General features: G+C 64.2%; 27 protein-coding genes. 1 reads left to right on the top strand and 26 read right to left on the bottom strand.

The window, feature by feature from the left end; all coding sequences use genetic code 11:
• Positions 1-3: 3 nt before the first annotated feature.
• The 19 genes from rpsN to rpsL all read right to left on the bottom strand — a co-directional run bounded on the left by rpsN (position 4) and on the right by rpsL (position 11,136).
• A complete protein-coding gene (gene rpsN, locus B9Z03_RS15995; protein ID WP_085465118.1) occupies positions 4-309 on the bottom strand; it encodes a 30S ribosomal protein S14 in 306 nt (101 codons plus the stop codon).
• A 27-nt stretch (positions 310-336) separates the two neighbouring features.
• Complete coding sequence (gene rplE, locus B9Z03_RS15990) at positions 337-891, bottom strand: 50S ribosomal protein L5 (protein WP_085465117.1); 555 nt, start codon at positions 889-891, stop codon at positions 337-339.
• Positions 884-1,195 carry a 50S ribosomal protein L24 gene (gene rplX / locus B9Z03_RS15985; RefSeq protein ID WP_085465116.1) on the bottom strand — a complete coding sequence of 104 codons (312 nt, stop codon included), beginning with the start codon at positions 1,193-1,195 and terminating at the stop codon, positions 884-886. The genes rplE and rplX overlap by 8 nt, the downstream gene beginning before the upstream one ends.
• 11 nt (positions 1,196-1,206) lie before the next feature.
• Entirely contained in the window at positions 1,207-1,575 is a 369-nt protein-coding gene (gene rplN, locus B9Z03_RS15980) for a 50S ribosomal protein L14 (protein ID WP_006205457.1), read from the bottom strand.
• A 65-nt stretch (positions 1,576-1,640) separates the two neighbouring features.
• Positions 1,641-1,883 (bottom strand): 30S ribosomal protein S17, encoded by a 243-nt coding sequence (rpsQ, locus tag B9Z03_RS15975; RefSeq protein WP_085465115.1) that lies wholly within the window; start codon positions 1,881-1,883, stop codon positions 1,641-1,643.
• 10 nt (positions 1,884-1,893) lie between these two features.
• Positions 1,894-2,094, bottom strand: coding sequence for a 50S ribosomal protein L29 (gene rpmC, locus B9Z03_RS15970; protein WP_085465114.1), 201 nt, complete (start codon positions 2,092-2,094; stop codon positions 1,894-1,896).
• A gap of 14 nt (positions 2,095-2,108) precedes the next feature.
• Positions 2,109-2,522, bottom strand: a complete 414-nt coding sequence (gene rplP, locus B9Z03_RS15965; protein WP_085465113.1) for a 50S ribosomal protein L16 — start codon at positions 2,520-2,522, stop codon at positions 2,109-2,111.
• 34 nt (positions 2,523-2,556) lie between these two features.
• Entirely contained in the window at positions 2,557-3,267 is a 711-nt protein-coding gene (gene rpsC / locus B9Z03_RS15960) for a 30S ribosomal protein S3 (RefSeq protein ID WP_085465112.1), read from the bottom strand.
• On the bottom strand, positions 3,267-3,656 hold the full coding sequence (gene rplV / locus B9Z03_RS15955; RefSeq protein ID WP_085465111.1) for a 50S ribosomal protein L22: 390 nt from the start codon (positions 3,654-3,656) through the stop codon (positions 3,267-3,269). The genes rpsC and rplV overlap by 1 nt, the downstream gene beginning before the upstream one ends.
• A gap of 2 nt (positions 3,657-3,658) precedes the next feature.
• Entirely contained in the window at positions 3,659-3,937 is a 279-nt protein-coding gene (gene rpsS, locus B9Z03_RS15950) for a 30S ribosomal protein S19 (protein ID WP_085465110.1), read from the bottom strand.
• A 15-nt stretch (positions 3,938-3,952) separates the two neighbouring features.
• Positions 3,953-4,786, bottom strand: a complete 834-nt coding sequence (rplB, locus tag B9Z03_RS15945; RefSeq protein ID WP_085465109.1) for a 50S ribosomal protein L2 — start codon at positions 4,784-4,786, stop codon at positions 3,953-3,955.
• A 19-nt stretch (positions 4,787-4,805) separates the two neighbouring features.
• Positions 4,806-5,099 (bottom strand): 50S ribosomal protein L23, encoded by a 294-nt coding sequence (locus B9Z03_RS15940; RefSeq protein WP_085465108.1) that lies wholly within the window; start codon positions 5,097-5,099, stop codon positions 4,806-4,808.
• Positions 5,096-5,716: a 50S ribosomal protein L4 gene (gene rplD / locus B9Z03_RS15935; RefSeq protein ID WP_085465107.1), complete on the bottom strand. Its 621-nt coding sequence runs from the start codon at positions 5,714-5,716 to the stop codon at positions 5,096-5,098. Before rplD ends, B9Z03_RS15940 begins: the two co-directional genes overlap by 4 nt.
• Positions 5,716-6,417 carry a 50S ribosomal protein L3 gene (gene rplC / locus B9Z03_RS15930; RefSeq protein ID WP_085465106.1) on the bottom strand — a complete coding sequence of 234 codons (702 nt, stop codon included), beginning with the start codon at positions 6,415-6,417 and terminating at the stop codon, positions 5,716-5,718. The genes rplD and rplC overlap by 1 nt, the downstream gene beginning before the upstream one ends.
• Positions 6,418-6,519: 102 nt before the next feature.
• On the bottom strand, positions 6,520-6,828 hold the full coding sequence (rpsJ, locus tag B9Z03_RS15925) for a 30S ribosomal protein S10 (protein WP_006205468.1): 309 nt from the start codon (positions 6,826-6,828) through the stop codon (positions 6,520-6,522).
• A gap of 64 nt (positions 6,829-6,892) precedes the next feature.
• Positions 6,893-8,068, bottom strand: a complete 1,176-nt coding sequence (tuf, locus tag B9Z03_RS15920) for an elongation factor Tu (RefSeq protein ID WP_085465093.1) — start codon at positions 8,066-8,068, stop codon at positions 6,893-6,895.
• Positions 8,069-8,134: 66 nt separating this feature from the next.
• Positions 8,135-10,225, bottom strand: a complete 2,091-nt coding sequence (gene fusA, locus B9Z03_RS15915) for an elongation factor G (protein ID WP_085465105.1) — start codon at positions 10,223-10,225, stop codon at positions 8,135-8,137.
• A gap of 27 nt (positions 10,226-10,252) precedes the next feature.
• Positions 10,253-10,723 carry a 30S ribosomal protein S7 gene (rpsG, locus tag B9Z03_RS15910; RefSeq protein ID WP_085465104.1) on the bottom strand — a complete coding sequence of 157 codons (471 nt, stop codon included), beginning with the start codon at positions 10,721-10,723 and terminating at the stop codon, positions 10,253-10,255.
• A gap of 41 nt (positions 10,724-10,764) precedes the next feature.
• The gene (gene rpsL / locus B9Z03_RS15905; RefSeq protein ID WP_085465103.1) at positions 10,765-11,136 is read right to left on the bottom strand and encodes a 30S ribosomal protein S12; all 372 of its coding nucleotides are present in this window, start codon (positions 11,134-11,136) and stop codon (positions 10,765-10,767) included.
• A 456-nt stretch (positions 11,137-11,592) separates the two neighbouring features.
• Here rpsL and B9Z03_RS15900 point away from each other — a divergent pair, with 456 nt between their 5' ends.
• A complete protein-coding gene (locus tag B9Z03_RS15900; RefSeq protein ID WP_085465102.1) occupies positions 11,593-11,871 on the top strand; it encodes a transcriptional regulator in 279 nt (92 codons plus the stop codon).
• A 268-nt stretch (positions 11,872-12,139) separates the two neighbouring features.
• On the opposite strand, the gene rpoC is transcribed toward B9Z03_RS15900, so the two are convergent.
• From rpoC to nusG, 7 genes are all read right to left on the bottom strand, one after another.
• A complete protein-coding gene (rpoC, locus tag B9Z03_RS15895) occupies positions 12,140-16,333 on the bottom strand; it encodes a DNA-directed RNA polymerase subunit beta' (RefSeq protein WP_085465101.1) in 4,194 nt (1,397 codons plus the stop codon).
• 129 nt (positions 16,334-16,462) lie between these two features.
• On the bottom strand, positions 16,463-20,626 hold the full coding sequence (gene rpoB, locus B9Z03_RS15890) for a DNA-directed RNA polymerase subunit beta (protein WP_085465100.1): 4,164 nt from the start codon (positions 20,624-20,626) through the stop codon (positions 16,463-16,465).
• A gap of 196 nt (positions 20,627-20,822) precedes the next feature.
• On the bottom strand, positions 20,823-21,203 hold the full coding sequence (gene rplL / locus B9Z03_RS15885) for a 50S ribosomal protein L7/L12 (RefSeq protein ID WP_085465099.1): 381 nt from the start codon (positions 21,201-21,203) through the stop codon (positions 20,823-20,825).
• Between the two features lie 57 nt (positions 21,204-21,260).
• Complete coding sequence (gene rplJ, locus B9Z03_RS15880) at positions 21,261-21,779, bottom strand: 50S ribosomal protein L10 (protein WP_085465098.1); 519 nt, start codon at positions 21,777-21,779, stop codon at positions 21,261-21,263.
• Between the two features lie 373 nt (positions 21,780-22,152).
• On the bottom strand, positions 22,153-22,851 hold the full coding sequence (rplA, locus tag B9Z03_RS15875; protein ID WP_085465097.1) for a 50S ribosomal protein L1: 699 nt from the start codon (positions 22,849-22,851) through the stop codon (positions 22,153-22,155).
• A gap of 4 nt (positions 22,852-22,855) precedes the next feature.
• Positions 22,856-23,284: a 50S ribosomal protein L11 gene (gene rplK / locus B9Z03_RS15870; protein WP_085465096.1), complete on the bottom strand. Its 429-nt coding sequence runs from the start codon at positions 23,282-23,284 to the stop codon at positions 22,856-22,858.
• A 133-nt stretch (positions 23,285-23,417) separates the two neighbouring features.
• Entirely contained in the window at positions 23,418-23,945 is a 528-nt protein-coding gene (gene nusG, locus B9Z03_RS15865; RefSeq protein ID WP_085465095.1) for a transcription termination/antitermination protein NusG, read from the bottom strand.
• Between the last annotated feature and the right edge of the window lie 24 nt (positions 23,946-23,969).

Genomic DNA, 23,969 nt, shown 5'->3' with positions numbered 1-23,969 from the left:
CTCTTACCAGCTGGACTTCACGAGGCCCGGGATCATCCCGAGCGAACCGAGCTCACGCAGCGCGATACGCGACATGCCGAGCTTGCGGTAGAACGCGCGCGGACGGCCGGTCACTTCGCACCGGTTGCGGATGCGGGTGCGGGCGCCGTTGCGGGGCATCGCCGACAGCTTGAGCTGGGCGCGGAAGCGCTCCTCGAGCGGCAGCGACTGATCCATGACGATCGCCTTCAGCGCCTTGCGCTTGGCAGCGGCGTTGGCGACCATCTTGCGGCGCTTGTTGTTCTTTTCGACTGAACTGGTCTTGGCCATTTCAAATACCTTTCCTACCGCTTGCCGTTACTGCCGGAACGGGAAGTTGAAGGCCTTGAGAAGGGCCCGCGCTTCGTCATCCGTCTTGGCGGTCGTGCAGACGATGATGTCCATGCCCCAGATCTGGTCGACCTTGTCGTAGTTGATCTCGGGGAACACGATGTGCTCCTTGATGCCCATCGCATAGTTGCCGCGCCCGTCGAAGCTCTTCGGGTTGAGGCCGCGGAAGTCGCGGACGCGCGGCAGCGCGATGTTGATCAGGCGATCGAGGAACTCGTACATGCGCTCCTTGCGGAGCGTCACCTTGGCGCCGATCGGCATGTTCTCGCGAACCTTGAAGCCGGCGATCGAGTTGCGCGCGCGGGTGACGACGGCCTTCTGGCCGGCGATCAGGCCGAGATCCTCGGCCGCCACGGTCGGCTTCTTGGAATCGGCAGTCGCCTCGCCCACGCCCATGTTCAGCACGATCTTGTCGAGACGCGGGATCTGCATCTCGTTGTCGTAGTTGAACTGTTCCTGAAGCGCCTTGCGGATCTGCTCGTCGTAGACCTTGCGCAGACGCGGCTGATAAGACTTAGCCATCGATCGTTGCTCCCGAGCGCTTCGCTACGCGCACCTTCTTGCCATCCTTCACCTCGAAGCCGATGCGGGTCGGCTTGCCGTCCTTGGGATCGGCCACGGCGATGTTCGAGACGTGGATCGGCGCTTCCTTGGAAATGATGCCGCCTTCCTGGGACTGCGACTGGCGCTGATGGCGGCGCACCATGTTGATGCCGCGCACGACAGCCTTGTCGTCCTTCGGCATCATGCGGAGCACTTCCCCCGTGCGGCCCTTGTCCTTGCCGGCGAGCACGACGACCTTGTCGCCCTTGCGAATCTTCTGCATCGTTCGGCTCCTTACAGCACTTCAGGCGCGAGCGAGATGATCTTCATGTGGTTCTTCGCACGCAGCTCGCGCGGAACCGGCCCGAAGATACGGGTGCCGATCGGCTCTTTCTTGTTGTCCACCAGAACGGCCGCGTTCTTGTCGAACCGGATGACCGAACCGTCGGGACGGCGAATGTCCTTGGCCGTGCGAACCACGACCGCCTTCATGACATCGCCCTTCTTGACGCGGCCGCGCGGAATAGCTTCCTTGATCGAGACGACGATGATGTCGCCGACCGAGGCATACTTGCGCTTCGAGCCGCCCAGCACCTTGATGCACATGACGCGGCGCGCGCCGGAATTATCGGCAACGTCCAGGTTAGTTTGCATCTGAATCATGACTGACCGCCTTTATCTTCATCTCCGGAAAACGGGGCACCGCCCTCCGGCCTGTCTCTTGTTCTCTATTTCGCAGCCGCTTCGGTGACGACGACCCAGGTCTTGTCCTTCGAAATCGGACGCGACTCCTGGATGAACACCTGATCGCCCACCTTGCAGGCATTGGTCTCGTCGTGCGCCTTGTACTTCTTCGACAGGCGAACGGTCTTCTTCATAACGGGGTGCGTGAAGCGACGCTCGACGCGGACGACGACCGTCTTGTCGTTCTTGTCGCTCACGACCGTACCCTGAAGGATGCGCTTGGGCATGATCTCTTCCTCAACCCTTCTTGCCCGCGGCCTTTTCGGCAGCGATCGTCTTGATGCGGGCGATGTCGCGGCGGACCTGCTTGACCCGCGCGGTCTTCTCCATCTGGCCGGTCGCCTTCTGGAAGCGCAGGTTGAACTGCTCCTTCTTCAGCTTGGCCAGTTCGTCATTGAGCTGATCGGGGCTCATGCCCCGTGCGTCGGCGGCTTTCATGGCTCTCGATCTTCCTACTCTGCGATGCGCTGGATGAAGCGCGTCTTCACGGACAGCTTGGCGGCGCCGAGACGCAGCGCTTCGCGCGCGGTCTCTTCCGAGACGCCGTCCAGCTCGAACATCACCCGGCCGGGCTTGACGCGCGCCGCCCAGTAATCGACGGCGCCCTTGCCCTTACCCATGCGGACTTCGGTCGGCTTCGAGGTCACCGGAACGTCCGGGAACACTCGGATCCAGACGCGGCCCTGGCGCTTCATGGCGCGGGTGATCGCGCGGCGGGCCGCCTCGATCTCACGTGCCGTGACGCGGTTGGGCTCCAGCGCCTTCAGGCCGAAGCCGCCGAAATCCAGGTTGGTGCCGCCCTTGGCGACGCCGTGGATACGGCCCTTGAACTGCTTGCGGAACTTTGTGCGCTTGGGCTGCAGCATCGTTCTCTATCCTTCTTACGTATGCCGCGCTTGTTTACGCGTTCTCGCGACGACGAGCGCCGCCGGTGGTCGGGGCCTCAGCCTCGGACGCCCGACGCTCGGAAGCCATCGGATCGTGCTCGAGGATCTCACCCTTGAAGATCCACACCTTGACGCCGCAGATGCCATAGGCGGTCTGGGCCTCGGCGGTGCCGTAGTCGACGTCCGCACGCAGCGTGTGCAGCGGCACGCGGCCTTCGCGATACCACTCCATACGCGCGATCTCGGCGCCGCCGAGACGGCCGGAGCAGTTGATGCGGATGCCTTCCGCGCCCAGACGCATCGCCGACTGAACGGCGCGCTTCATGGCGCGGCGGAACGCGATGCGGCGCTCCAGCTGCTGCGCGATCGACTGGGCGACGAGCTTGGCGTCGATCTCCGGCTTGCGGACCTCGACGATGTTCAGGCTCGTGTCCGACTTGGTCATCTCCATCAGCTTCTTGCGCAGCTTCTCGATGTCCGCGCCCTTCTTGCCGATGATGAGACCGGGACGGGCGGCGTGGATCGTGACGCGGCACTTCTTGTGCGGACGCTCGATGACGATCTTGGAGACGGCAGCCTGCTTGAGCTCCTTCTCCAGATACTTGCGGATCTTGATGTCCTCGTGCAGCAGCTTGCCGTATTCCCCGGTGTTCGCATACCAGCGCGAATCCCAGGTCCGGTTGATGCCGAGGCGCAGTCCGATCGGATTGACTTTCTGGCCCATCAGGCGGCCTCCACTTTCTCTTCAACTTCGCGCACGACGATGGTGAGGTGCGAGAACGGCTTCTCGATGCGCGAGGCGCGGCCGCGGCCGCGGGCATGGAAGCGCTTCATCACGATCGACTTGCCGACATAGGCCTCGGCCACGACGAGGGCGTCCACGTCGAGGTCGTGGTTGTTCTCGGCGTTCGCGATCGCGCTTTCGAGCGTCTTCTTGACGGTCTCGGCGATGCGCTTGCGCGAGAACTCCAGATCGTTGAGCGCAGCCGCCACCTTCTTGCCGCGGATCAGCGCGGCAACCAGGTTCAGCTTCTGAGGGCTGATGCGGATCGTGCGAAGCACGGCGCGCGCCTCGTTGTCCGCAAGCCTGCGCGGAGCCTTGGCCTTGCCCATGGTTACTTCCTCTTCGCCTTCTTGTCCGCGCCGTGGCCGTAATAGGTACGGGTCGGGGCGAACTCACCGAATTTCTGACCGACCATGTCCTCGTTCACCGAGACCGGGACATGCTTCTGGCCGTTGTAGACGCCGAAGGTGAGGCCGACGAACTGCGGCAGGATGGTGGACCGGCGGGACCACATCTTGATCACTTCCGCACGGCCGCCTTCGCGGGCCTTGTCGGCCTTCTTCAGCAGATAGCCGTCGACGAACGGACCTTTCCAGACTGAACGGGTCACTTCGCGTACCTCTTCTTAGCTCTTGCGCGCATGGCGCGAGCGCATGATGAACTTGTCGGTCGACTTGTTGGACCGGGTCTTCTTGCCCTTGGTCGGCTTGCCCCACGGGGTCACCGGATGGCGTCCGCCCGAGGTGCGGCCTTCACCACCGCCGTGCGGATGGTCGACCGGGTTCATGGTGACGCCGCGGTTGTGCGGGCGCTTGCCGAGCCAGCGCGAACGGCCGGCCTTGCCGAGGTTGATGTTGCCGTGGTCGGGGTTCGACACGGCACCCACCGTGGCGAAGCACGAACCCGACACCAGGCGCTGCTCGCCCGAGTTGAGGCGCAGGATCGCCATGCCCTGGTCGCGGCCGACGAGCTGGGCGTAGGCGCCAGCCGAACGGGCGATCTGACCGCCCTTCCCCGGCTTCAGCTCGACATTGTGAATGATCGTGCCGACCGGCATCGCCTGCAGCGGCATCGCATTGCCCGGCTTCACGTCGGCCGAGGCCGAGGCGATGATCTGGTCGCCGACCGCCAGGCGCTGCGGCGCCAGGATGTAGCTCAGCTCGCCGTCCTCGTACTTCACCAGCGCGATGAAGGCGGTGCGGTTCGGATCATATTCGAGACGCTCGACCGTCGCCGCGACGTCAAGCTTGCGGCGCTTGAAGTCGATCATGCGATAGGTGCGCTTGTGACCGCCACCCTGGAAGCGCGCGGTGACGCGACCGGTGTTGTTGCGGCCGCCCGCGGACTTCAGGCCTTCGGTCAGGCCCTTGACCGGCTTGCCCTTGTAGAGGCCGGAGCGATCGACGATGACCAGCTGGCGCTGGCTCGGCGTCGTCGGCTTGTAACTCTTCAGTGCCATGTTCCTAACCTCTCAGCGCTTACAGGCCGGTGGTGACGTCGATCGAGTCGCCGTCCTTGAGCGTCACGATCGCCCTCTTGACGTCGCTCAGCTTGCCCACCGTGCCGCGGAAGCGCTTGACCTTACCCTTGCGCACCAGCGTGTTGACGCCGACGACCTTCACGCCGAACAGCGCCTCGACCGCAGCCTTGATCTCGGGCTTCGTCGCCTTCTTGGCGACATTGAAGACGACCTGGTTCTGCTCCGAAGCCATGGTCGACTTTTCGGTGATCGCCGGAGAGACGAGCACGTCGTAATGACGGAGGTCGGTCATTTGAAACGCTCCTCGAGGGCCTGGACGGCGGCCTTGGAGAGGACCAGCGTGCCGCGGCGCAGAATGTCGTAAACGTTGATGCCCTGGATCGGCAGCACGTCGATGTTCGGAATGTTCGCAGCCGCGCGCTGGAAGTTCTGGTCGAGCTCCGAGCCGCCGATCATCAGCGCGTTGGTCAGGCCCAGCGCGGCGAAATTCTCGATCAGCGCCTTGGTCTTGGCCTCGCCGAGCACCAGGTCGTCGATGACGATCAGGCTCTCCGACTTGGCCTTGGCCGACAGCGCATGCTTGAGGCCGAGCGCACGCACCTTCTTGGGCAGGTCATGCGCATGGCTGCGCACCACCGGGCCGTGGGCCTTGCCGCCGCCGCGGAACTGCGGAGCGCGGGCCGAATGGTGACGGGCGCGACCGGTGCCCTTCTGCTTGTACATCTTGGCGCCGGTGCGGGCGACGTCCGCACGGCCCTTGGCCTGGTGCGTGCCCTGCTGGCGCGCGGCCAGCTGCCAGCGCACCACGCGGGCCAGGATGTCGTCGCGCGGATCGAGCCCGAAGATCTCGTCCGAGAGCGACAGCTTGCCGGCGTCCTTGCCGGCGAGTGTGGTTACCTTGAGATCCATTACTCGGCCCCCTTCTCAGCGGCGCCGTTCTTGCGGACGGCTGCCGGCTTCGGTGCATTGTCGGGCAGAGCCGACTTGACGGCGTCGCGCACCATGATCCATGCGCCCTTCGAACCCGGAACCGCGCCGCGGATCAGGATCAGGCCGCGGTCGACGTCGGTCGAGACAACCTCGACGTTCTGCGTCGTGACGCGGGTATTGCCCATGTGGCCGGCCATCTTCTTGCCCTTGAACACCTTGCCGGGGTCCTGGCGCTGGCCGGTCGAACCGTGCGTGCGGTGCGAGACGGAGTTACCGTGGGTGGCGCGACCGCCACCGAAATTGTGGCGCTTGATGACGCCCTGGAAGCCCTTGCCGATCGACGTGCCCGTCACGTCGACCTTCTGGCCGGCGACGAAGTGGTCGACGGTGATCTCGGAGCCGACATCGAGAAGGTTCTCGGGGCTCACGCGGAACTCGGCGACCTTGGCCTTCGGCTCGACGGAAGCGGCGGCGAACTGGCCGCGCTCGGCCTTCGACGTGTTCTTGACCTTCGCAAGGCCGACGCCGAGCTGCACCGCGGTGTAGCCGTTCTTCTCCTGGGTACGCTGCGCCACGACCTGGCAGTTCTCCATGCGGAGGACCGTCACCGGCACATGCTCGCCCGCATCATTGTAGATGCGGGTCATACCCACCTTCTGTGCAATCACACCTGAACGCATCGGTTCATTTCCCTTAGAGTTCCCGTCCGGGGATGACCCCATCCGGCTCTGTCTTCAGAGGAGCCTTCGGGGCATATGCCCGCCGGGCTCATGTTCGTTACCTCAGAGCTTGATCTCGACGTCCACGCCGGCCGCCAGGTCGAGCTTCATCAGAGCGTCGACGGTCTGCGGGGTCGGGTCGACGATGTCGAGAAGGCGCTTGTGGGTGCGCATCTCGAACTGCTCGCGGCTCTTCTTGTCGACGTGCGGCGAGCGGTTGACCGTGAACTTCTCGATCCGCGTCGGGAGCGGAATCGGACCCCGGACGTTGGCGCCGGTGCGCTTGGCGGTCGAGACGATCTCGCGCGTCGACGCGTCGAGTACTCGGTGGTCAAACGCCTTGAGGCGGATGCGGATATTCTGTCCGTTCATGCGTCACTTCCTTGTCCGGGCGGGCGCGGCGTATTCCGCGCCCCCAGATCCCGTTGATACCGACTTACTCTTTAATGCTCGCCACGACGCCCGCACCGACGGTGCGGCCGCCTTCGCGGATGGCGAAGCGGAGCTTCTCTTCCATCGCCACCGGCACGATCAGCTCGACGTCGACCGTGATGTTGTCGCCGGGCATCACCATCTCGGTGCCCGCCGGCAGCGTCACGATGCCCGTCACGTCCGTCGTGCGGAAGTAGAACTGCGGGCGGTAGTTGGTGAAGAACGGCGTGTGACGGCCACCCTCCTCCTTCGTCAGGATGTAGGCCTCGGCCACGAACTTCTTGTGCGGCTTCACCGAACCGGGCTTGGCCAGAACCTGGCCGCGCTCCACGCCGTCACGGTCCACGCCGCGCAGCAGCGCGCCGATGTTGTCGCCCGCCTGGCCCTGGTCGAGCAGCTTGCGGAACATCTCGACGCCCGTGCAGGTCGTCTTCGCCGTCGGACGGATGCCGACGATCTCCAGCTCCTCGCCGACCTTGACGATGCCGCGCTCGACGCGACCCGTCACCACCGTGCCGCGGCCCGAGATCGAGAACACGTCCTCGATCGGCATCAGGAACGGCTTGTCGATCGGACGCTCCGGCGTCGGGATGTAGGCGTCGACCGCAGCCATCAGCTCGCGGATCGCGTCCTCGCCGATCTTCTTGTCGGAATCCTCAAGTGCGGCCAGCGCCGAGCCCTTGACGATCGGAATGTCGTCGCCCGGGAACTCGTACTTCGACAGAAGCTCGCGCACCTCGAGCTCGACCAGCTCGAGAAGCTCGGCGTCGTCGACCTGGTCGACCTTGTTCAGGAACACCACGATCGCCGGAACGCCGACCTGGCGGGCCAGAAGAATGTGTTCGCGCGTCTGCGGCATCGGGCCGTCGGCCGCCGACACAACCAGGATCGCGCCGTCCATCTGCGCCGCACCCGTGATCATGTTCTTCACATAGTCGGCGTGGCCGGGGCAGTCGACGTGGGCATAGTGGCGGTTCGCCGTCTCGTATTCGACGTGGGCCGTCGAGATCGTGATGCCGCGCGCCTTCTCTTCCGGAGCCGCGTCGATCTGGTCATACGCCTTGAACTCGCCGAAATACTTCGTGATCGCAGCCGTCAGAGACGTCTTGCCATGGTCGACGTGACCAATCGTCCCGACATTCACATGCGGCTTATTCCGCTCAAACTTGCTCTTAGCCATCTGAGGCCTCCATTCTCTCTCGCCGGTTAGGGCGTTGTCTAAAGATCCGCTGCCAACCGGCTGGAATTACGCGTATTTCTTCTGAATTTCCTGCGCGACCGCGGTCGGCACAGGCTCGTAGTGGTCGAACTGCATCGTGTACTGGGCGCGGCCCTGGGACATCGAGCGCAGGTTGTCGACGTATTTGAACATGTTCGCGAGCGGGACCATGGCGTTGACCACCACCGCCACACCGCGGGTCTCCTGACCCTGGATCTGGCCGCGACGGGCATTCAGGTCGCCGATGACGTTGCCGACGTAATCCTCGGGCGTCACGACCTCGACCTTCATGATCGGCTCGAGCAGCTGGGCGCCGGCCTTCTTCGCCGCTTCCTTGAAGCAGGCGCGGGAGGCGATTTCGAACGCCAGGACCGACGAGTCGACGTCGTGGAAGGCGCCGTCGATGAGGGTCGCCTTGACGCCCAGCATCGGGAAGCCCGCGACCGGACCCGAGGACAGGACGCTCTGGATGCCCTTTTCGACGCCGGGGATGTATTCCTTCGGCACCGCGCCGCCGACGATCTTCGATTCGAAGATGAAATCGTCGCCATCCGGATTCGGCTCGAAGATCAGCTTGACGCGGGCGAACTGGCCCGTGCCGCCGGTCTGCTTCTTGTGGGTGTAGTCTTCCTCGGTGCGGCGCGTGATGGTCTCGCGATACGCAACCTGCGGAGCGCCCACGGTCGCCTCGACCTTGAACTCGCGACGCATGCGGTCGACGATGATGTCGAGGTGGAGCTCGCCCATGCCGGCGATGATGGTCTGGCCCGATTCCTCGTCGGTCTTGACGCGGAAGGACGGATCCTCGGCCGCCAGGCGATAGAGGGCCTGGCCCATCTTTTCCTGGTCGCCCTTGGTCTTCGGCTCGATCGCGATCTGGATGACCGGCTCGGGGAATTCCATGCGCTCCAGGATGACCGGCTTCAGCGGATCGCAGAGCGTGTCGCCCGTGGTGGTTTCCTTGAGGCCGGCCAGAGCGACGATGTCGCCGGCGAACGCCTCTTCGATGTCCTCACGCGAATTCGCATGCATCTGCAGCATGCGGCCGATGCGCTCCTTCTTGCCCTTGACGGTGTTGTCGAGGGAGACGCCCTTGGTCAGCTTGCCGGAATAGATGCGGCAGAAGGTGAGCGAACCGACGAACGGGTCGTTCATGATCTTGAACGCAAGCATCGACAGCGGCTCGTTGTCGTCGGCGTGGCGCTCGATCTCGGCCTCGGTCTTCGGGTCGATGCCCTGGATGGCCGGCACGTCGATCGGCGACGGCAGGAAGTCGACGACGGCGTCGAGCAGCGGCTGCACGCCCTTGTTCTTGAAGGCCGAGCCGCAGAACATCGGGAAGAACTTCACCGCGATCGTGCCCTTGCGGATCAGCGCGCGGATCTCGTCGTTCGACGGCATCTTGCCTTCGAGATAGTTGTTCATCGCCTCGTCGTCCATTTCGACGGCGGCTTCGATCATCTTCTCGCGGAACTGCTCGGCCTTCTCCTTGAGATCGGCCGGGATCTCGACGACGTCCCAGGCAGCGCCCAGCGACTCGTCGCGCCATACGAGCGCGTTCATCTCGATAAGGTCGACGACGCCCTTGAACTCGGTCTCGGCGCCGATCGGCAGCTGCATGGCAACGGCCTGCGCGCCCAGACGGGTCGCGATCATCTCGTAGGAGCGGTAGAAGTCCGCGCCGATCTTGTCCATCTTGTTGCAGAAGATCATACGCGGCACGCGGTACTTGTCCGCCTGGCGCCACACGGTCTCGGTCTGCGGCTCCACGCCGGCATTGGCGTCGAGCAGCGCAATGGCGCCGTCGAGCACGCGCAGCGAGCGCTCCACCTCGATGGTGAAGTCGACGTGGCCGGGGGTGTCGATGATGTTGAAGCGGCGGAGCCTGCCGTCACGCGCCTTCCAGAAGGTCGTGGTCGCGGCCGACGTGATGGTGATGCCGCGCTCCTGCTCCTGCTCCATCCAGTCCATGGTGGCGGCGCCGTCATGGACTTCGCCGATCTTGTGCGACTTGCCGGTGTAATAGAGCACGCGCTCGGTGGTCGTCGTCTTGCCGGCGTCGATATGCGCCATGATACCGAAATTTCGGTAGTCTTCGATTTTATACTCGCGGGCCATGATGGTGCCTCTCGTCCTTGACCGCGGTTACCAGCGGTAGTGCGCGAACGCGCGGTTGGCTTCGGCCATCTTGTGGGTGTCTTCGCGCTTCTTCACCGCAGTGCCGCGGTTGTTGGCGGCGTCGAGAAGTTCACCGGAGAGGCGATCGACCATCGTGGTCTCGTTGCGGTTGCGCGCAGCGGTGATCAGCCAGCGGATGGCGAGAGCCTGGCGGCGCTCGACGCGAACGTCGACCGGAACCTGGTAGGTGGCGCCGCCGACGCGACGCGAACGGACTTCGACATGCGGCGCGACATTGTCGAGCGCCTGATGGAAGACCGCGACCGGCTCCTGCTTCGTCTTGGCCTGGACCTGGTCCAGCGCACCGTAGACGATCGTCTCGGCGACCGACTTCTTGCCGTGCATCATGACGGCGTTCATGAATTTCGTGACGACGAGATCGCCGAACTTCGGGTCCGGGTTGATCTCGCGTTTCTCAGCAGAATGGCGTCGGGACATGTTTCTCGTCTCTCAACTGCGACAGCGGCTAGGCCGTGGACTTACTTCGGACGCTTCGCGCCGTATTTCGAACGGCGCTGCTTGCGGTTCTTCACGCCCTGCGTGTCGAGCACGCCGCGGATGATGTGGTAACGAACGCCCGGCAGGTCCTTGACGCGGCCGCCACGGATCATGACCACCGAGTGTTCCTGGAGGTTGTGCCCCTCACCCGGAATGTAGCCGATGACCTCGAAGCCATTGACCAGACGGATCTTCGCAACCTTGCGCAGCGCCGAGTTCGGCTTCTTCGGGGTCGTCGTGTAGACGCGAGTGCAGACGCCGCGCTTCTGCGGGTTGGCCTGCATCGCCGGAACCTTGTTGCGCGTCGCCGGCGCCTGCCGAGGCTTGCGGATCAACTGGTTTACTGTAGGCATCAAAACCTCGTGTCGTTCGTCCGTTTTCAGGCGGCACGCCGCCTGTAGACCAATTTCCATACGAATTTCGGGCAGAAACCGCTTAACGCGGTCTTGCCCGATCAAAAGCAGAGGAAGCGGGAGCCGCTTCGTGCACGCCGGAAATGTGTATTTCGCGTAACTTGAGCCTTGTTTGAGACCATATCCAGGGCGTGTCGCCCCGAAAGAGATAGCCTCACATCGGTTCGGTTGCCGCGCTGATACTAGCAGAGTCGCGCCGCGTCAACCCCGAACCCCGCATATAACTCGACTTCGAGCGCATGAGGGCCATGCCGGACACGAAGTTACCGCAAGCCGGGCGGCGCGCACAACAAAATGGCGCGATCCTGCCCTATCCATACGCGCGGGGACATGCGATCCCGACGGACGAGCCTTCCCCCGGCCCCTTGTCGGGGGAATCACCACAGGACGACGCAGATGAACGACAACGAAGAACCGCACGTCACGATCATCACCGGCCGGGTCTTTCGCAAGAAGGGTGGCAAGGCGGAAGGAATCCATGTCTTCCTCGTTGCGCCGGACGACGACAGCGCCGTGAAGATGGCTTTGCAGGCGCTCGCGACCGAAGGTTATGCGGAGGCCGAGCTCGACCAGATCGGCGACATCGACGGCATGCCGGAGGAAGAACCGCACGCTTCCGCCTATCAGGGCGCGCTGGAGGGAGAGGTCGCGATCGTCACGTTCGACGATTTCTGAGCATCCGCCACGTCCAGCGACCATAAAAATGGCCGTCCGGAGGGGCATATTCCGGACGGCCAAAAAAGCGGTAATGGGAGATGAAACCCGATCAATAACCGCGCCCCACCCATGGCTTGCGGGCCGTGCGACTGTCTGTGAACTTGTTCACATTCAACGACGGAACCCTACGATCGTAGAACAACAACCGTCGGTATTCCCGGCCATCCGCATATGAAAAAGGCCGCCGGGCGAACCGGCGGCCTTTTCCGTTTCGTTTCGACCGTGCCTATTCGGCGGCGGTCATGTCCGCGAGCATCGGATCGGCCATGGCGGCGCCCGACGCCTTGCGGCGCTCGTCGAGAATCAGCTCGTCGCGCGAGGTCGCGATGCGCCGGATCTGGCTCATCTGACCGCCGGTGCCCGCCGGGATGAGGCGGCCGACGATGACGTTCTCCTTCAGGCCCTGCAGCGTGTCCGTCTTGCCGGCGACCGCCGCTTCCGTGAGGACGCGGGTGGTCTCCTGGAAGGACGCTGCCGAGATGAAGGACGGCGTCTGCAGCGAGGCCTTGGTGATGCCGAGCAGCACCGGCTGGCCCTGTGCGGGGCGCTTGCCGGCGTCGACCAGCTTCTCGTTGACCTCGTCGAACTCGATCACGTCGACATGGTCGCCCGGGATGTAGACCGAATCGCCCTGGTCGGTGATCTCGATCTTCTGCAGCATCTGGCGAACGATCACCTCGATGTGCTTGTCGTTGATCACCACGCCCTGCAGCCGGTAGACCTCCTGGATCTCGTTGACGAGGTAGGAAGCCAGAGCCTCCACGCCCTTGATCGCCAGGATGTCGTGCGGCGCCGGGTTGCCGTCGAGGATGTAGTCGCCCTTCTCGATGACGTCGCCGTCCTGAAGATGGAACGGCTTGCCCTTCGGGATGAGATACTCGACCGGCTCGAGCGAACCGTCGTGCGGCTCGATGATGATGCGGCGCTTGTTCTTGTAGTCGCGCCCCAGGCGGATCGTGCCGTCGACCTCGGCGATGATGGCGTGGTCCTTCGGACGGCGCGCTTCGAAGAGTTCGGCCACGCGCGGCAGACCGCCCGTGATGTCCTTCGTCTTCGCGCTTTCCATCGGGATACGCGCCAGCACGTCGCCCGGACGCACCATCGCGCCCGGCTCGACCGAGAGGATCGCCTCGACGGAGAGCTGGAAGCGCGCGTCGCCGCCCTTGGACAGCTTGGCGATCTTGCCCTTCGAGTCCTGCACCACAATCGCCGGCTTGAGGTCCGACCCGCGCGGGGTCGAACGCCAGTCAATGACCTCGCGCTTGGTGATGCCGGTCGATTCGTCGGCCGTCTCCTGCACGGAGATGCCGTCGACCAGATCCTCGAACGCGACGCGACCCTCGACTTCGGTGAGGATCGGGCGGGTGTACGGATCCCATTCGGAGATGCGCTGGCCGCGCTTCACCTTGTCGCCATCGTCGACATAGAGGCGCGAGCCGTAGGTGACGCGGTGCGTTGCGCGCTCCTTGCCGGCCTCGTCGAGGATGACGATCGCCATGTTGCGGCCCATCACCACCAGGTTGCCGTCCGAGTTGCGGACGACCGCGCGGTTGCGGGTCTGCACCGTGCCCTCATACGAGGCTTCCAGGAAGGACTGGTCGGCAACCTGTGCCGCGCCGCCCATGTGGAAGGTACGCATGGTGAGCTGGGTGCCCGGCTCGCCGATCGACTGCGCCGCGATGACGCCGACGGCCTCGCCCTGGTTGACGGGCGTGCCCCGCGCCAGGTCGCGACCGTAGCAGACTGCGCAGACGCCGACCTTCACCTCGCAGGTGAGAGCCGAACGGATACGCACCGTCTGGATCGACGCCTTCTCGATCTGCTCGATGTCGCGCTCGTCCATCAGCGTGCCGGCCTTGACGATGACCTCGCCGGAGACCGGATGCGTGATGTCCTCGAGCGCCGTGCGGCCGAGGATGCGCTGGCCGAGCGAAGCCACGACCTGGCCCGCATCGACGATCGGCTGCATGGTCAGGCCCTTGTCGGTGCCGCAGTCGATCATGTTGACGATGCAGTCCTGCGCCACGTCGACCAGACGGCGGGTCAGGTAACCCGAGTTCGCCGTCTTGAGCGCCGTGTCGGCCAGGCCCTTGCGGGCGCCGTGGGTGGAGTTGAAATACTCCAGAACCGTCAGGCCTTCCTTGAAGTTCGAGATGATCGGCGTCTCGATGATCTCGCCCGACGGCTTGGCCATCAGGCCGCGCATGCCGGCGAGCTGACGCATCTGCGTGGGCGAACCGCGCGCGCCGGAGTGCGACATCATGTAGATCGAGTTCATCGGCTTCTGGCGGCCGTTGTCGTCGAACTCGACCCGCTTGATGCGGGCCATCATCTCCTCGGCGACCTTCTCCGAGCACTTCGCCCAGGCGTCGACCACCTTGTTGTACTTCTCGCCCTGCGTGATCAGGCCGTCATTGTACTGCTGCTCGTATTCCTTCGCGAGCGCCTCCGTGTCCGAGACCAGCTTGTGCTTGGTTTCGGGGATCAGCATGTCGTCCTTGCCGAACGAGATGCCGGCGCGGCAGGCATGCGCGAAGCCGAGCGACATGATGCGGTCGCAGAAGATCACAGTCTCCTTCTGGCCGCAGTGACGGTAGACCGTGTCGATCATCTTGGAGATGTTCTTCTTGGTCATTTCCTGGTTGCAGGTCTCGAACGGCACGTTGACGTTCTTCGGCAGCAGCTCGCCGATGATCATGCGGCCGGGCGTCGTGTCATAGATCTTCGACACGAGGTTGCCGTCCTTGTCGACCGTCTTGAAACGGCCCTTGATCTTGGTGTGCAGCGTGACTGAACGGGTCTCCAGCGCATGGTGCAGTTCGCCCATATCGGCGAACACCATCCCCTCGCCCGGCTCGTTCTGGTTGACGATCGAGAGGTAGTAGAGGCCCAGAACCATGTCCTGCGACGGCACGATGATCGGCGCGCCCGAAGCCGGATGCAGGATGTTGTTGGTCGACATCATCAGCACGCGCGCTTCCAGCTGGGCCTCAAGGCTCAGCGGGACGTGCACGGCCATCTGGTCGCCGTCGAAGTCCGCGTTGAAGGCGGTGCAGACCAGCGGGTGAAGCTGGATCGCCTTGCCTTCGATCAGGGTCGGCTCGAACGCCTGGATGCCGAGACGGTGCAGCGTCGGCGCGCGGTTCAAGAGCACCGGATGCTCGCGGATGACCTCGTCGAGGATATCCCAGACCTCCGGCTTCTCCTTCTCGACCAGCTTCTTCGCCTGCTTGACGGTCGAGGAATATCCCTTCGCGTCGAGGCGGGCGTAGATGAACGGCTTGAACAGTTCGAGCGCCATCTTCTTCGGCAGGCCGCACTGGTGCAGCTTCAGCTCCGGACCGGTCACGATGACCGAGCGGCCGGAATAGTCGACGCGCTTGCCGAGCAGGTTCTGGCGGAAGCGGCCCTGCTTGCCCTTCAGCATGTCGGACAGCGACTTCAGCGGACGCTTGTTGGCGCCGGTGATGACGCGGCCGCGGCGGCCGTTGTCGAACAGCGCATCCACCGCCTCCTGAAGCATGCGCTTCTCGTTGCGGATGATGATGCCAGGCGCGCGCAGCTCGATCAGCCGCTTCAGGCGGTTGTTGCGGTTGATGACGCGGCGATAGAGGTCGTTCAGGTCGGAGGTCGCGAAGCGGCCGCCGTCCAGCGGGACCAGCGGGCGCAGGTCCGGCGGGATGACCGGGATGATCTTCATGATCATCCACTCCGGCCGGTTGCCCGACTCCATGAAGTTCTCGACCACCTTGAGGCGCTTCAGGTACTTCTTCTGCTTCAGGTCGGACGTCGTCGTCGCGAGCTCGTCCCGCAGCTCGACGGCGATCTTCTCCAGCTCCATCGAGGACAGAAGCTCGTGGATCGCCTCGGCGCCGATCATGGCCGTGAACTGGTCCTCGCCGAAGTTGTCGACGGCCGTCATATACTCTTCCTCGGACAGCAGCTGGTGCTGCTTGAGGTCGGTCAGGCCGGGCTCGGTGACGATGTAGTTCTCGAAGTAGAGGACGCGCTCGATGTCCTTCAGCGTCATGTCGAGCAGCGTGCCGATGCGCGACGGCAGCGACTTCAGGAACCAGATGTGGGCGACGGGCGCGGCCAGCTCGATGTGGCCCATGCGCTCGCGGCGCACGCGCGACAGCGTGACCTCGACGCCGCACTTCTCGCAGATGATGCCCTTGTACTTCATGCGCTTGTACTTGCCGCACAGGCACTCGTAGTCCTTGATCGGGCCGAAGATGCGCGCGCAGAACAGGCCGTCACGCTCGGGCTTGAACGTGCGGTAGTTGATCGTCTCCGGCTTCTTGATCTCGCCGAACGACCAGGAAAGGATCTTTTCCGGGCTGGCGAGCGAAATCCGGATGGAATCGAACACCTGGGCCGGGGCCTGGGTATTGAAGAGATTCATGACCTCTTGGTTCATGCCGTTCTCCTGTTGGGGACCGAAGTCCCTCTGAATGCGTCGGGGTGGGGGACCCCTGGTCTGGCGGAACGAACCGCCGCATCGAAACCTGTGGCGCGCCGCGGGCGTTTCCCGCGGCGCGGCTTTTCCTTACTCGGCGGCGTCCGGCAGCTGGACCGGAACCTCGTCGACACGCGAATCCTCGAGCTCCACGTTGAGGCCCAGCGAGCGCATTTCCTTGACGAGAACGTTGAAGCTCTCCGGAATGCCCGCCTCGAACGTGTCGTCGCCGCGCACGATCGCCTCGTAGACCTTGGTGCGGCCGGCCACGTCGTCCGACTTCACCGTCAGCATCTCCTGCAGCGTGTAGGCGGCACCGTAGGCTTCTAGCGCCCAGACCTCCATTTCGCCGAAGCGCTGGCCGCCGAACTGCGCCTTACCGCCCAGCGGCTGCTGGGTGACGAGCGAGTACGGACCGATCGAACGCGCGTGGATCTTGTCGTCCACGAGGTGGTGGAGCTTCAGGATATAGATGTAGCCCACCGTCACCTTGCGATCGAACGCCTCGCCCGTGCGGCCGTCATAAAGCGTCGACTGACCGCTCTCCTGCAGGCCCGCCTCCTTGAGGAAGCGGTTGATGTCGGCCTCGTTGGCCCCGTCGAAGACCGGGGTCGCGATCGACACGCCACGCTTCATCTGGTCGGCCAGCAGCAGCACCGACTCGTCGTCGTACTGACGCACCGGCTCGTTGCGGTTGTCCGCGGGCACGATCTTCTCGATCGTCGAGCGCAGCGGCTGGATGTCGCCGGCCTGCTTGTAGGCCTCGATCATCTCGCCGATCTTCCTGCCCATGCCGGCGCAGGCCCAGCCGAGATGCGTCTCGAGGATCTGGCCGACATTCATGCGGCTCGGCACGCCGAGCGGGTTGAGCACGACGTCGACATGGGTGCCGTCCTCCAGGAACGGCATGTCCTCGATCGGCACGATGCGCGACACGACACCCTTGTTGCCGTGGCGGCCGGCCATCTTGTCGCCGGGCTGGATCTTGCGCTTCACCGCGACGAAGACCTTGACCATCTTCATGACGCCCGGAGGCATCTCGTCGCCGCGCTGCACCTTCTCGACCTTGTCCATGAAACGCTGCTCGAGCGCCTTCTTGGAGTCGTCGTACTGGCCGCGCAGCGCCTCGATCTCGGCCTGAGCCTTCTCGTCCTCGACGGCGAACTGCCACCACTGCGAACGCGGATACTCGTCAAGAGTCTCCTTGGAGATCTTGGAGCCCTTCTTGAAGCTCTTCGGCCCGGCGATGGCATCCTTGCCCGCCAGCATCTCGGCCAGGCGGCCGTAGACGTTGCGGTCGAGGATCGCCTGCTCGTCGTCGCGGTCCTTGGCGAGACGCTCGATCTCCTCGCGCTCGATCGCCATGGCGCGCTCGTCCTTCTCCACGCCGTGGCGGTTGAAGACGCGCACCTCGACGACGGTGCCGAAGGTTCCCGGAGGCATGCGCATCGACGTGTCGCGCACGTCGGACGCCTTCTCGCCGAAGATGGCGCGCAGAAGCTTCTCTTCCGGCGTCATCGGGCTTTCACCCTTCGGCGTGATCTTGCCGACCAGGATGTCGCCCGGCTGCACTTCCGCGCCGATGTAGACGATGCCCGCCTCGTCGAGGTTCTTCAGCGCTTCTTCCGACACGTTCGGAATGTCGCGCGTGATCTCCTCCGGACCGAGCTTGGTGTCGCGGGCCATGACCTCGAACTCCTCGATATGGATCGAGGTGAAGACGTCGTCAGCCACGATACGCTCGGAGAGCAGGATCGAGTCCTCGTAGTTGTAGCCGTTCCACGGCATGAACGCGACGAGCACGTTGCGGCCGAGCGCCAGGTCGCCGAGGTCCGTCGACGGGCCGTCCGCGATGATGTCGCCCTTGTTCACCAGATCGCCCATCTTCACCAGCGGACGCTGGTTGATGCAGGTGTTCTGGTTCGAACGCTGGAACTTCATCAGCCGGTAGATGTCGACGCCGGACTTGCCGGATTCGAGATCCTCCGTCGCGCGGATGACGATACGGGTCGCGTCGACCTGGTCGACGATGCCGCCGCGGCGGGCGCCGATGGCAGCGCCCGAGTCGCGCGCCACGATCGGCTCCATGCCGGTGCCTACGAACGGGGCCTCGGCGCGCACCAGCGGCACGGCCTGACGCTGCATGTTCGAGCCCATCAGCGCGCGGTTGGCGTCGTCGTTCTCCAGGAACGGGATCAGCGCGGCCGCGACCGACACCATCTGCTTCGGCGACACGTCCATCAGGTCGACGTTTTCGCGCGGGGTCATCATCACCTCGCCGGCGTTACGGCAGATGACGAATTCGTCGACGAAACCGCCGTCCTTGTCGAGCTCGGCGTTGGCCTGCGCGACGTAGTGCTTGGCCTCCTCCATCGCCGACAGATAGACGACGTCGTTGGTGATCTTGCCGTCGACGATCTTGCGGTACGGGCTCTCGATGAAGCCGTATTTGTTGACGCGGGCGAAGGTCGCGAGCGAGTTGATCAGACCGATGTTCGGGCCTTCCGGCGTCTCGATCGGGCAGATGCGGCCGTAATGCGTCGGGTGCACGTCGCGCACCTCGAAGCCGGCGCGCTCGCGGGTCAGACCGCCCGGGCCAAGCGCCGAGAGACGACGCTTGTGGGTGATCTCCGACAGCGGGTTGGTCTGGTCCATGAACTGCGACAGCTGCGAGGAGCCGAAGAACTCGCGCACGGCGGCGGCCGCGGGCTTGGCGTTGATCAGGTCCTGCGGCATGACCGTGTCGATCTCGATCGAGGACATGCGCTCCTTGATCGCGCGCTCCATGCGCAGCAGGCCGACGCGATACTGGTTCTCCATCAGCTCGCCGACGGAACGGACGCGGCGGTTGCCGAGATTGTCGATGTCGTCGATCTCGCCCTTGCCGTCGCGCAGCTCCACCAGCGTCTTGACCACCGCCAGGATGTCGTCCTTGCGCAGCACGCGCACGGTATCCGGGCAGTCGAGTTCAAGGCGCATGTTCATCTTGACGCGGCCGACCGCCGACAGGTCGTAACGCTCTGCGTCGAAGAACAGCGACTTGAACATGGCTTCGGCGGTGTCCAGCGTCGGCGGCTCGCCCGGGCGCATCACGCGGTAGATGTCGAACAGCGCGTCCTGGCGGCTCTCGTTCTTGTCGATCGCCAGCGTGTTGCGGATGTAGGCGCCGACGTTGACGTGGTCGATGTCGAGCACGTTGATCTCGTCGACACCCGAATTGATCAGGTCGAGCAGGTTGCCCTTGCGCTGGCCCTTGGCGTCGACGACGAGGTCGAGTTCCTCGCCGGCCTCGAGATAGATCTCGCCCGTCTCGGGGTTGACGATGTCCTCGGCGATGTAGGAGCCGATCAGGTCGTCGAGCGTCGCCTTGATGGCCTTCAGGCCCTTCTCGGCGAGCTGGCGGGCCTGGCGGACCGTGATCTTCTTGCCGGCCTCGACCACGACCTCGCCGGTGTCGGCGTCGATCATGTCGGTCACGGCCTTGCGGCCGCGGAAACGGTCCGGCGAGAACGGCACGCGCCAGTCGTCGCCGTCACGCTCGTAGGTCAGCGTGTTGTAGAAGGTCGACAGGATCTCCTCGCCGTCCATGCCGAGCGCCATCAAGAGCGACGTCGCCGGGATCTTGCGGCGGCGGTCGATGCGGGCATGCACGATGTCCTTGGAATCGAACTCGATGTCGAGCCAGGAGCCGCGATAGGGGATGACGCGGGCCGCGAACAGCAGCTTGCCCGAAGAGTGCGACTTGCCCTTGTCGTGGTCGAAGAAGACGCCCGGCGAACGGTGCATCTGCGAGACGATCACGCGCTCGGTGCCATTGACGATGAAGGTGCCGTTCGACGTCATGAGCGGCATGTCGCCCATGTAGACGTCCTGCTCCTTGATGTCCTTGATCGACTTCGCGCCGGTGTCCTCGTCCACATCGAACACGATGAGGCGCAGCGTCACCTTCAGGGGTGCTGCGTAGGTCAGGTCGCGCTGGCGGCACTCGTCGACGTCGAACTTCGGGGCTTCGAATTCATACTTGACGAATTCGAGCATCGAGGCGCCGGAAAAGTCGGAGATCGGGAACACCGACTTGAAAACCGCCTGCAATCCCTCGTCCGGACGTCCGCCTTCCGGCTCGTCGACCATGAGAAACTGGTCGTAGGAAGCCTTCTGAACCTCGATCAGGTTCGGCATCTCCGCAACTTCCGGGATCTTTCCGAAAAAGCTGCGAACCCGCCTGCGACCGTTGAACGTGTGGGTCTGGGCCATCGTCGCTCCTTGCTGCCTTACTGGCTATCCTTGCGACCGCGCGCGAGACGCGCTGCGGCATTTCAAAACGGTTGAAAACCCGTTTTCGGAGAGCCGTTCCCGGCCCTCGGAAAAGGGGTTTCCCTAAATTCGCCCAATACGCGGGCCCTCCCCCAGGGAGGCGGCGGACGGCGAAAGCCGCCCGCCGACACGCGTGTTACTTCAGGTCGACCTTGGCGCCGGCTGCTTCCAGCTGGGCCTTGATCTTGTCGGCGTCAGCCTTGTTGACGCCTTCCTTGACCGGCTTCGGAGCGCCCTCGACCAGGTCCTTGGCTTCCTTGAGGCCCAGGCCCGTGATCGCGCGGACTTCCTTGATGACGTTGATCTTCTGAGCGCCGGCGTCGGTCAGGACGACGTCGAACTCGGTCTTCTCCTCGGCCGGAGCAGCAGCGGCGGCAGCGCCACCGCCAGCGGCGGCAACGGCGACCGGAGCGGCGGCCGAAACGCCCCACTTCTCTTCGAGGAGCTTCGAGAGCTCAGCCGCCTCGAGGACGGTCAGGCTCGACAGGTCTTCAACGATCTTCGACAGATCAGCCATTTTTCACTTCCTTCAGTTGGTTCGATTGCGTGTTGTAGATGACAGCGAGAAACGGCCTCATGCCGCCTCGTCCTTCCGGGCATAGGCGCCGAAAACGCGTGCCAGCTGCGCAGCCGGTGCGTTGACGACCTGGGCGATCCGGGTTGCCGGGGTGGCGATCATGCCAACCAGCTTGGCGCGCAGCTCGTCCAGCGACGGAAGCGTGGCCAGGGCCTTCACTCCATCGGCGTCGAGAGCGGTCGATCCCATGGCGCCGCCGAGAATGATGAGTTTCTCATTCCCCTTGGCGAAATCGGAAGCGACCTTCGGCGCTGCAACCGGATCCTCCGAATAGGCGATCAGGGTCTGTCCCTTGAACAGGCCCTTCATGCTTTCGGAGTCCGTACCCTGAAGGGCGATGATGGCGAGACGGTTCTTCGCTACCTTGACGGTTCCGCCGGCGGCGCGCATTTTCGACCTCAGGTCGTTCATTTGCGCCACGGTCAGACCGGCATAGTGGGCCACGACGACTGAACCGGTGCTCTTGAACACCTCATTCAGGCCCGTGACGAATTCGCGCTTTTCCGCTCTTTCCACTGCCACTCTCCAGTTGGCAGCCTCCCCCGAAGGATCGGCTGCCGGTTGCCTTCTGTCGCGCGGGACATCCAGTTAAGGACCTCCCGAACGACGCTCGAGGATCCTGTCCCCTTTTCGTCGTGACGGTTTCCCGCCACGCTGACAAAAGGCACACGCGGTTCGAACCAAACGTGACGCCGAGGCGTCGAATTCGGTCGATCCCCGTCTCATGCAGGCCCAAACGGCTTAAGGAGAGGAACTCTCCACCTGCAATCTCGGACAGGAGACCGGAGGTTCCCTCCGGCCGCCGAGGGTCTCCCCTCGGATCCGGCCCCGTCTCCGGGACCGGAATTCTTGAATCGGATCAGCGCGCTACGCGCCGATCCTCGTGCGATCAGGCGACGGTCAGCGTCGCCACGTCGATCTTCAGGCCCGGGCCCATCGTCGAGGTGATCGACACCTTCTTGACGTAGTTGCCCTTGGCGCCCGTCGGCTTCGCCTTGATCACGGCATCGGCGAAGGCGCGGATGTTCTCCTCGATCGCGTTGACGTCGAAGGACACCTTGCCCACGCCGCCATGCACGATGCCGGCCTTCTCGACGCGGAACTCGACCGCGCCGCCCTTGGACGCCTTCACGGCGCCGGCGACGTCGACGGTCACGGTGCCGACCTTCGGGTTCGGCATCATGCCGCGGGGGCCGAGCACCTTACCGAGACGGCCGACCAGCGGCATCATGTCCGGGGTCGCGATGCAGCGGTCGAAATTGATCTCGCCCTTCTGCACGATCTCGACCAGATCCTCCGCGCCGACGATGTCGGCGCCGGCGGCAGTCGCCTCCTCGGCCTTCGCGCCGCGCGCGAACACCGCGACGCGGACCGTGCGGCCCGTGCCGTTCGGCAGGTTGACCACGCCGCGGACCATCTGGTCGGCGTGACGCGGATCGACGCCGAGGTTCATCGCAACCTCGATCGTCTCGTCGAACTTCACGCTCGCGCGCTCCTTGAGCAGCTTCACGGCGTCGGCCAGAGCGTAGCTCTTGTTCGGATCGATGCCCTCGCGGGACTTCGCAACTCGCTTCGAAAGCTTCGCCATGACGTCAGCCCACCACTTCCAGGCCCATCGAACGGGCGGAACCTTCGACCATGCGCATCGCCGCTTCCACGTCGTTCGCGTTCAGGTCCTTCATCTTGGCTTCGGCGATCTCGCGCACCTTGGCGCGGCTCACCTGGCCGGCGACCTTCTTGCCCGGCTCCTTCGAACCGGAATCGAGGCCCGCCGCCTTCTTGAGGAAGTAGCTCACCGGAGCCGTCTTCATCACGAAGGTGAAGGACTTGTCGGCGTAATAGGTGATGACCACCGGAACCGGCGATCCCTTCTCCATGTCCTGGGTCTGCGCGTTGAACGCCTTGCAGAACTCCATGATGTTGATGCCGCGCTGACCAAGCGCCGGGCCGATCGGCGGGGACGGCGTGGCCGATCCTGCCTTGACCTGGAGCTTGAGCTGGCCCGCAACTTTCTTAGCCATTTCTCATCTGCCCTTGTGTCTTGCCAGCCCGAAAGAGCCGGCGGTTGCAGTTCGGTGGTGCGGAGCTCACGGCCGGCTAAAGCCGCGGCGCCTCCCACCCGTTGGACACCCGGACATGCCGGGCGCCTTCCGGTCAGGCCTTTTCGACCTGACCGAATTCCAGATCCACCGGCACGGCGCGCCCGAAGATCGAAACCTCCACCTTGAGCCGCGCGCGCTCCTCGTCGACTTCCTGAACGAAGCCGTTGAACGAGGCGAACGGGCCGTCGGAGACGCGCACCTGCTCACCGATCTCGAAGGTGATCGACGGCTTCGGACGCTCCACGCCCTCCTGCACCTGGTGCAGGATGCGCTCGGCTTCCGCATCGGTGATCGGCACCGGCTTAGAATCGCCGAGGAAGCCGGTCACGCGCGGGGTGTTCTTGATCAACGAGAACACCGCGTCGGTCAGGTTCGCCCGCACCAGCACATAGCCGGGGAAGAACTTGCGCTCGGCGTCCACCTTGCGGCCGCGCCGCACCTCGACCACCTTCTCGGTCGGCACGAGGATCTTCTCGAAGGAATCCCAGAGGCCCTTCTGCTTGGCCTTCTGCTCGATATCCTCCGCGACCTTCTTCTCGAAGTTCGAATAGGCGTGGACGATGTACCAGCGCGCGGTCATGTCTTGAACTGTCTCCGTGGTCGC

Source organism: Mesorhizobium australicum (assembly GCF_900177325.1).
Classification (GTDB): domain Bacteria; phylum Pseudomonadota; class Alphaproteobacteria; order Rhizobiales; family Rhizobiaceae; genus Mesorhizobium_A; species Mesorhizobium_A australicum_A.
This window is presented reverse-complemented; position numbering and strand designations above follow the sequence as displayed.

Coding starts and splice junctions, on each gene's coding strand:
- rpsQ (WP_085465115.1), bottom strand. CDS start 1,883: ATGCCCAAGCGCATCCTTCAGGGTACGGTCGTGAGCGACAAGAACGAC.
- rplC (WP_085465106.1), bottom strand. CDS start 6,417: ATGCGTTCAGGTGTGATTGCACAGAAGGTGGGTATGACCCGCATCTAC.
- B9Z03_RS15940 (WP_085465108.1), bottom strand. CDS start 5,099: ATGACCGACCTCCGTCATTACGACGTGCTCGTCTCTCCGGCGATCACC.
- rplL (WP_085465099.1), bottom strand. CDS start 21,203: ATGGCTGATCTGTCGAAGATCGTTGAAGACCTGTCGAGCCTGACCGTC.
- rplB (WP_085465109.1), bottom strand. CDS start 4,786: ATGGCACTGAAGAGTTACAAGCCGACGACGCCGAGCCAGCGCCAGCTG.
- nusG (WP_085465095.1), bottom strand. CDS start 23,945: ATGACCGCGCGCTGGTACATCGTCCACGCCTATTCGAACTTCGAGAAG.
- rplE (WP_085465117.1), bottom strand. CDS start 891: ATGGCTAAGTCTTATCAGCCGCGTCTGCGCAAGGTCTACGACGAGCAG.
- rpmC (WP_085465114.1), bottom strand. CDS start 2,094: ATGAAAGCCGCCGACGCACGGGGCATGAGCCCCGATCAGCTCAATGAC.
- fusA (WP_085465105.1), bottom strand. CDS start 10,225: ATGGCCCGCGAGTATAAAATCGAAGACTACCGAAATTTCGGTATCATG.
- rplK (WP_085465096.1), bottom strand. CDS start 23,284: ATGGCTAAGAAAGTTGCGGGCCAGCTCAAGCTCCAGGTCAAGGCAGGA.
- rpsG (WP_085465104.1), bottom strand. CDS start 10,723: ATGTCCCGACGCCATTCTGCTGAGAAACGCGAGATCAACCCGGACCCG.
- rplD (WP_085465107.1), bottom strand. CDS start 5,716: ATGGATCTCAAGGTAACCACACTCGCCGGCAAGGACGCCGGCAAGCTG.
- B9Z03_RS15900 (WP_085465102.1), top strand. CDS start 11,593: ATGAACGACAACGAAGAACCGCACGTCACGATCATCACCGGCCGGGTC.
- rplN (WP_006205457.1), bottom strand. CDS start 1,575: ATGATTCAGATGCAAACTAACCTGGACGTTGCCGATAATTCCGGCGCG.
- rplA (WP_085465097.1), bottom strand. CDS start 22,851: ATGGCGAAGCTTTCGAAGCGAGTTGCGAAGTCCCGCGAGGGCATCGAT.
- rpoC (WP_085465101.1), bottom strand. CDS start 16,333: ATGAACCAAGAGGTCATGAATCTCTTCAATACCCAGGCCCCGGCCCAG.
- rpsL (WP_085465103.1), bottom strand. CDS start 11,136: ATGCCTACAGTAAACCAGTTGATCCGCAAGCCTCGGCAGGCGCCGGCG.
- rpsC (WP_085465112.1), bottom strand. CDS start 3,267: ATGGGCCAGAAAGTCAATCCGATCGGACTGCGCCTCGGCATCAACCGG.
- rplV (WP_085465111.1), bottom strand. CDS start 3,656: ATGGGCAAGGCCAAGGCTCCGCGCAGGCTTGCGGACAACGAGGCGCGC.
- rpsN (WP_085465118.1), bottom strand. CDS start 309: ATGGCCAAGACCAGTTCAGTCGAAAAGAACAACAAGCGCCGCAAGATG.
- tuf (WP_085465093.1), bottom strand. CDS start 8,068: ATGGCTAAGAGCAAGTTTGAGCGGAATAAGCCGCATGTGAATGTCGGG.
- rpoB (WP_085465100.1), bottom strand. CDS start 20,626: ATGGCCCAGACCCACACGTTCAACGGTCGCAGGCGGGTTCGCAGCTTT.
- rplX (WP_085465116.1), bottom strand. CDS start 1,195: ATGCAGAAGATTCGCAAGGGCGACAAGGTCGTCGTGCTCGCCGGCAAG.
- rpsJ (WP_006205468.1), bottom strand. CDS start 6,828: ATGAACGGACAGAATATCCGCATCCGCCTCAAGGCGTTTGACCACCGA.
- rplP (WP_085465113.1), bottom strand. CDS start 2,522: ATGCTGCAGCCCAAGCGCACAAAGTTCCGCAAGCAGTTCAAGGGCCGT.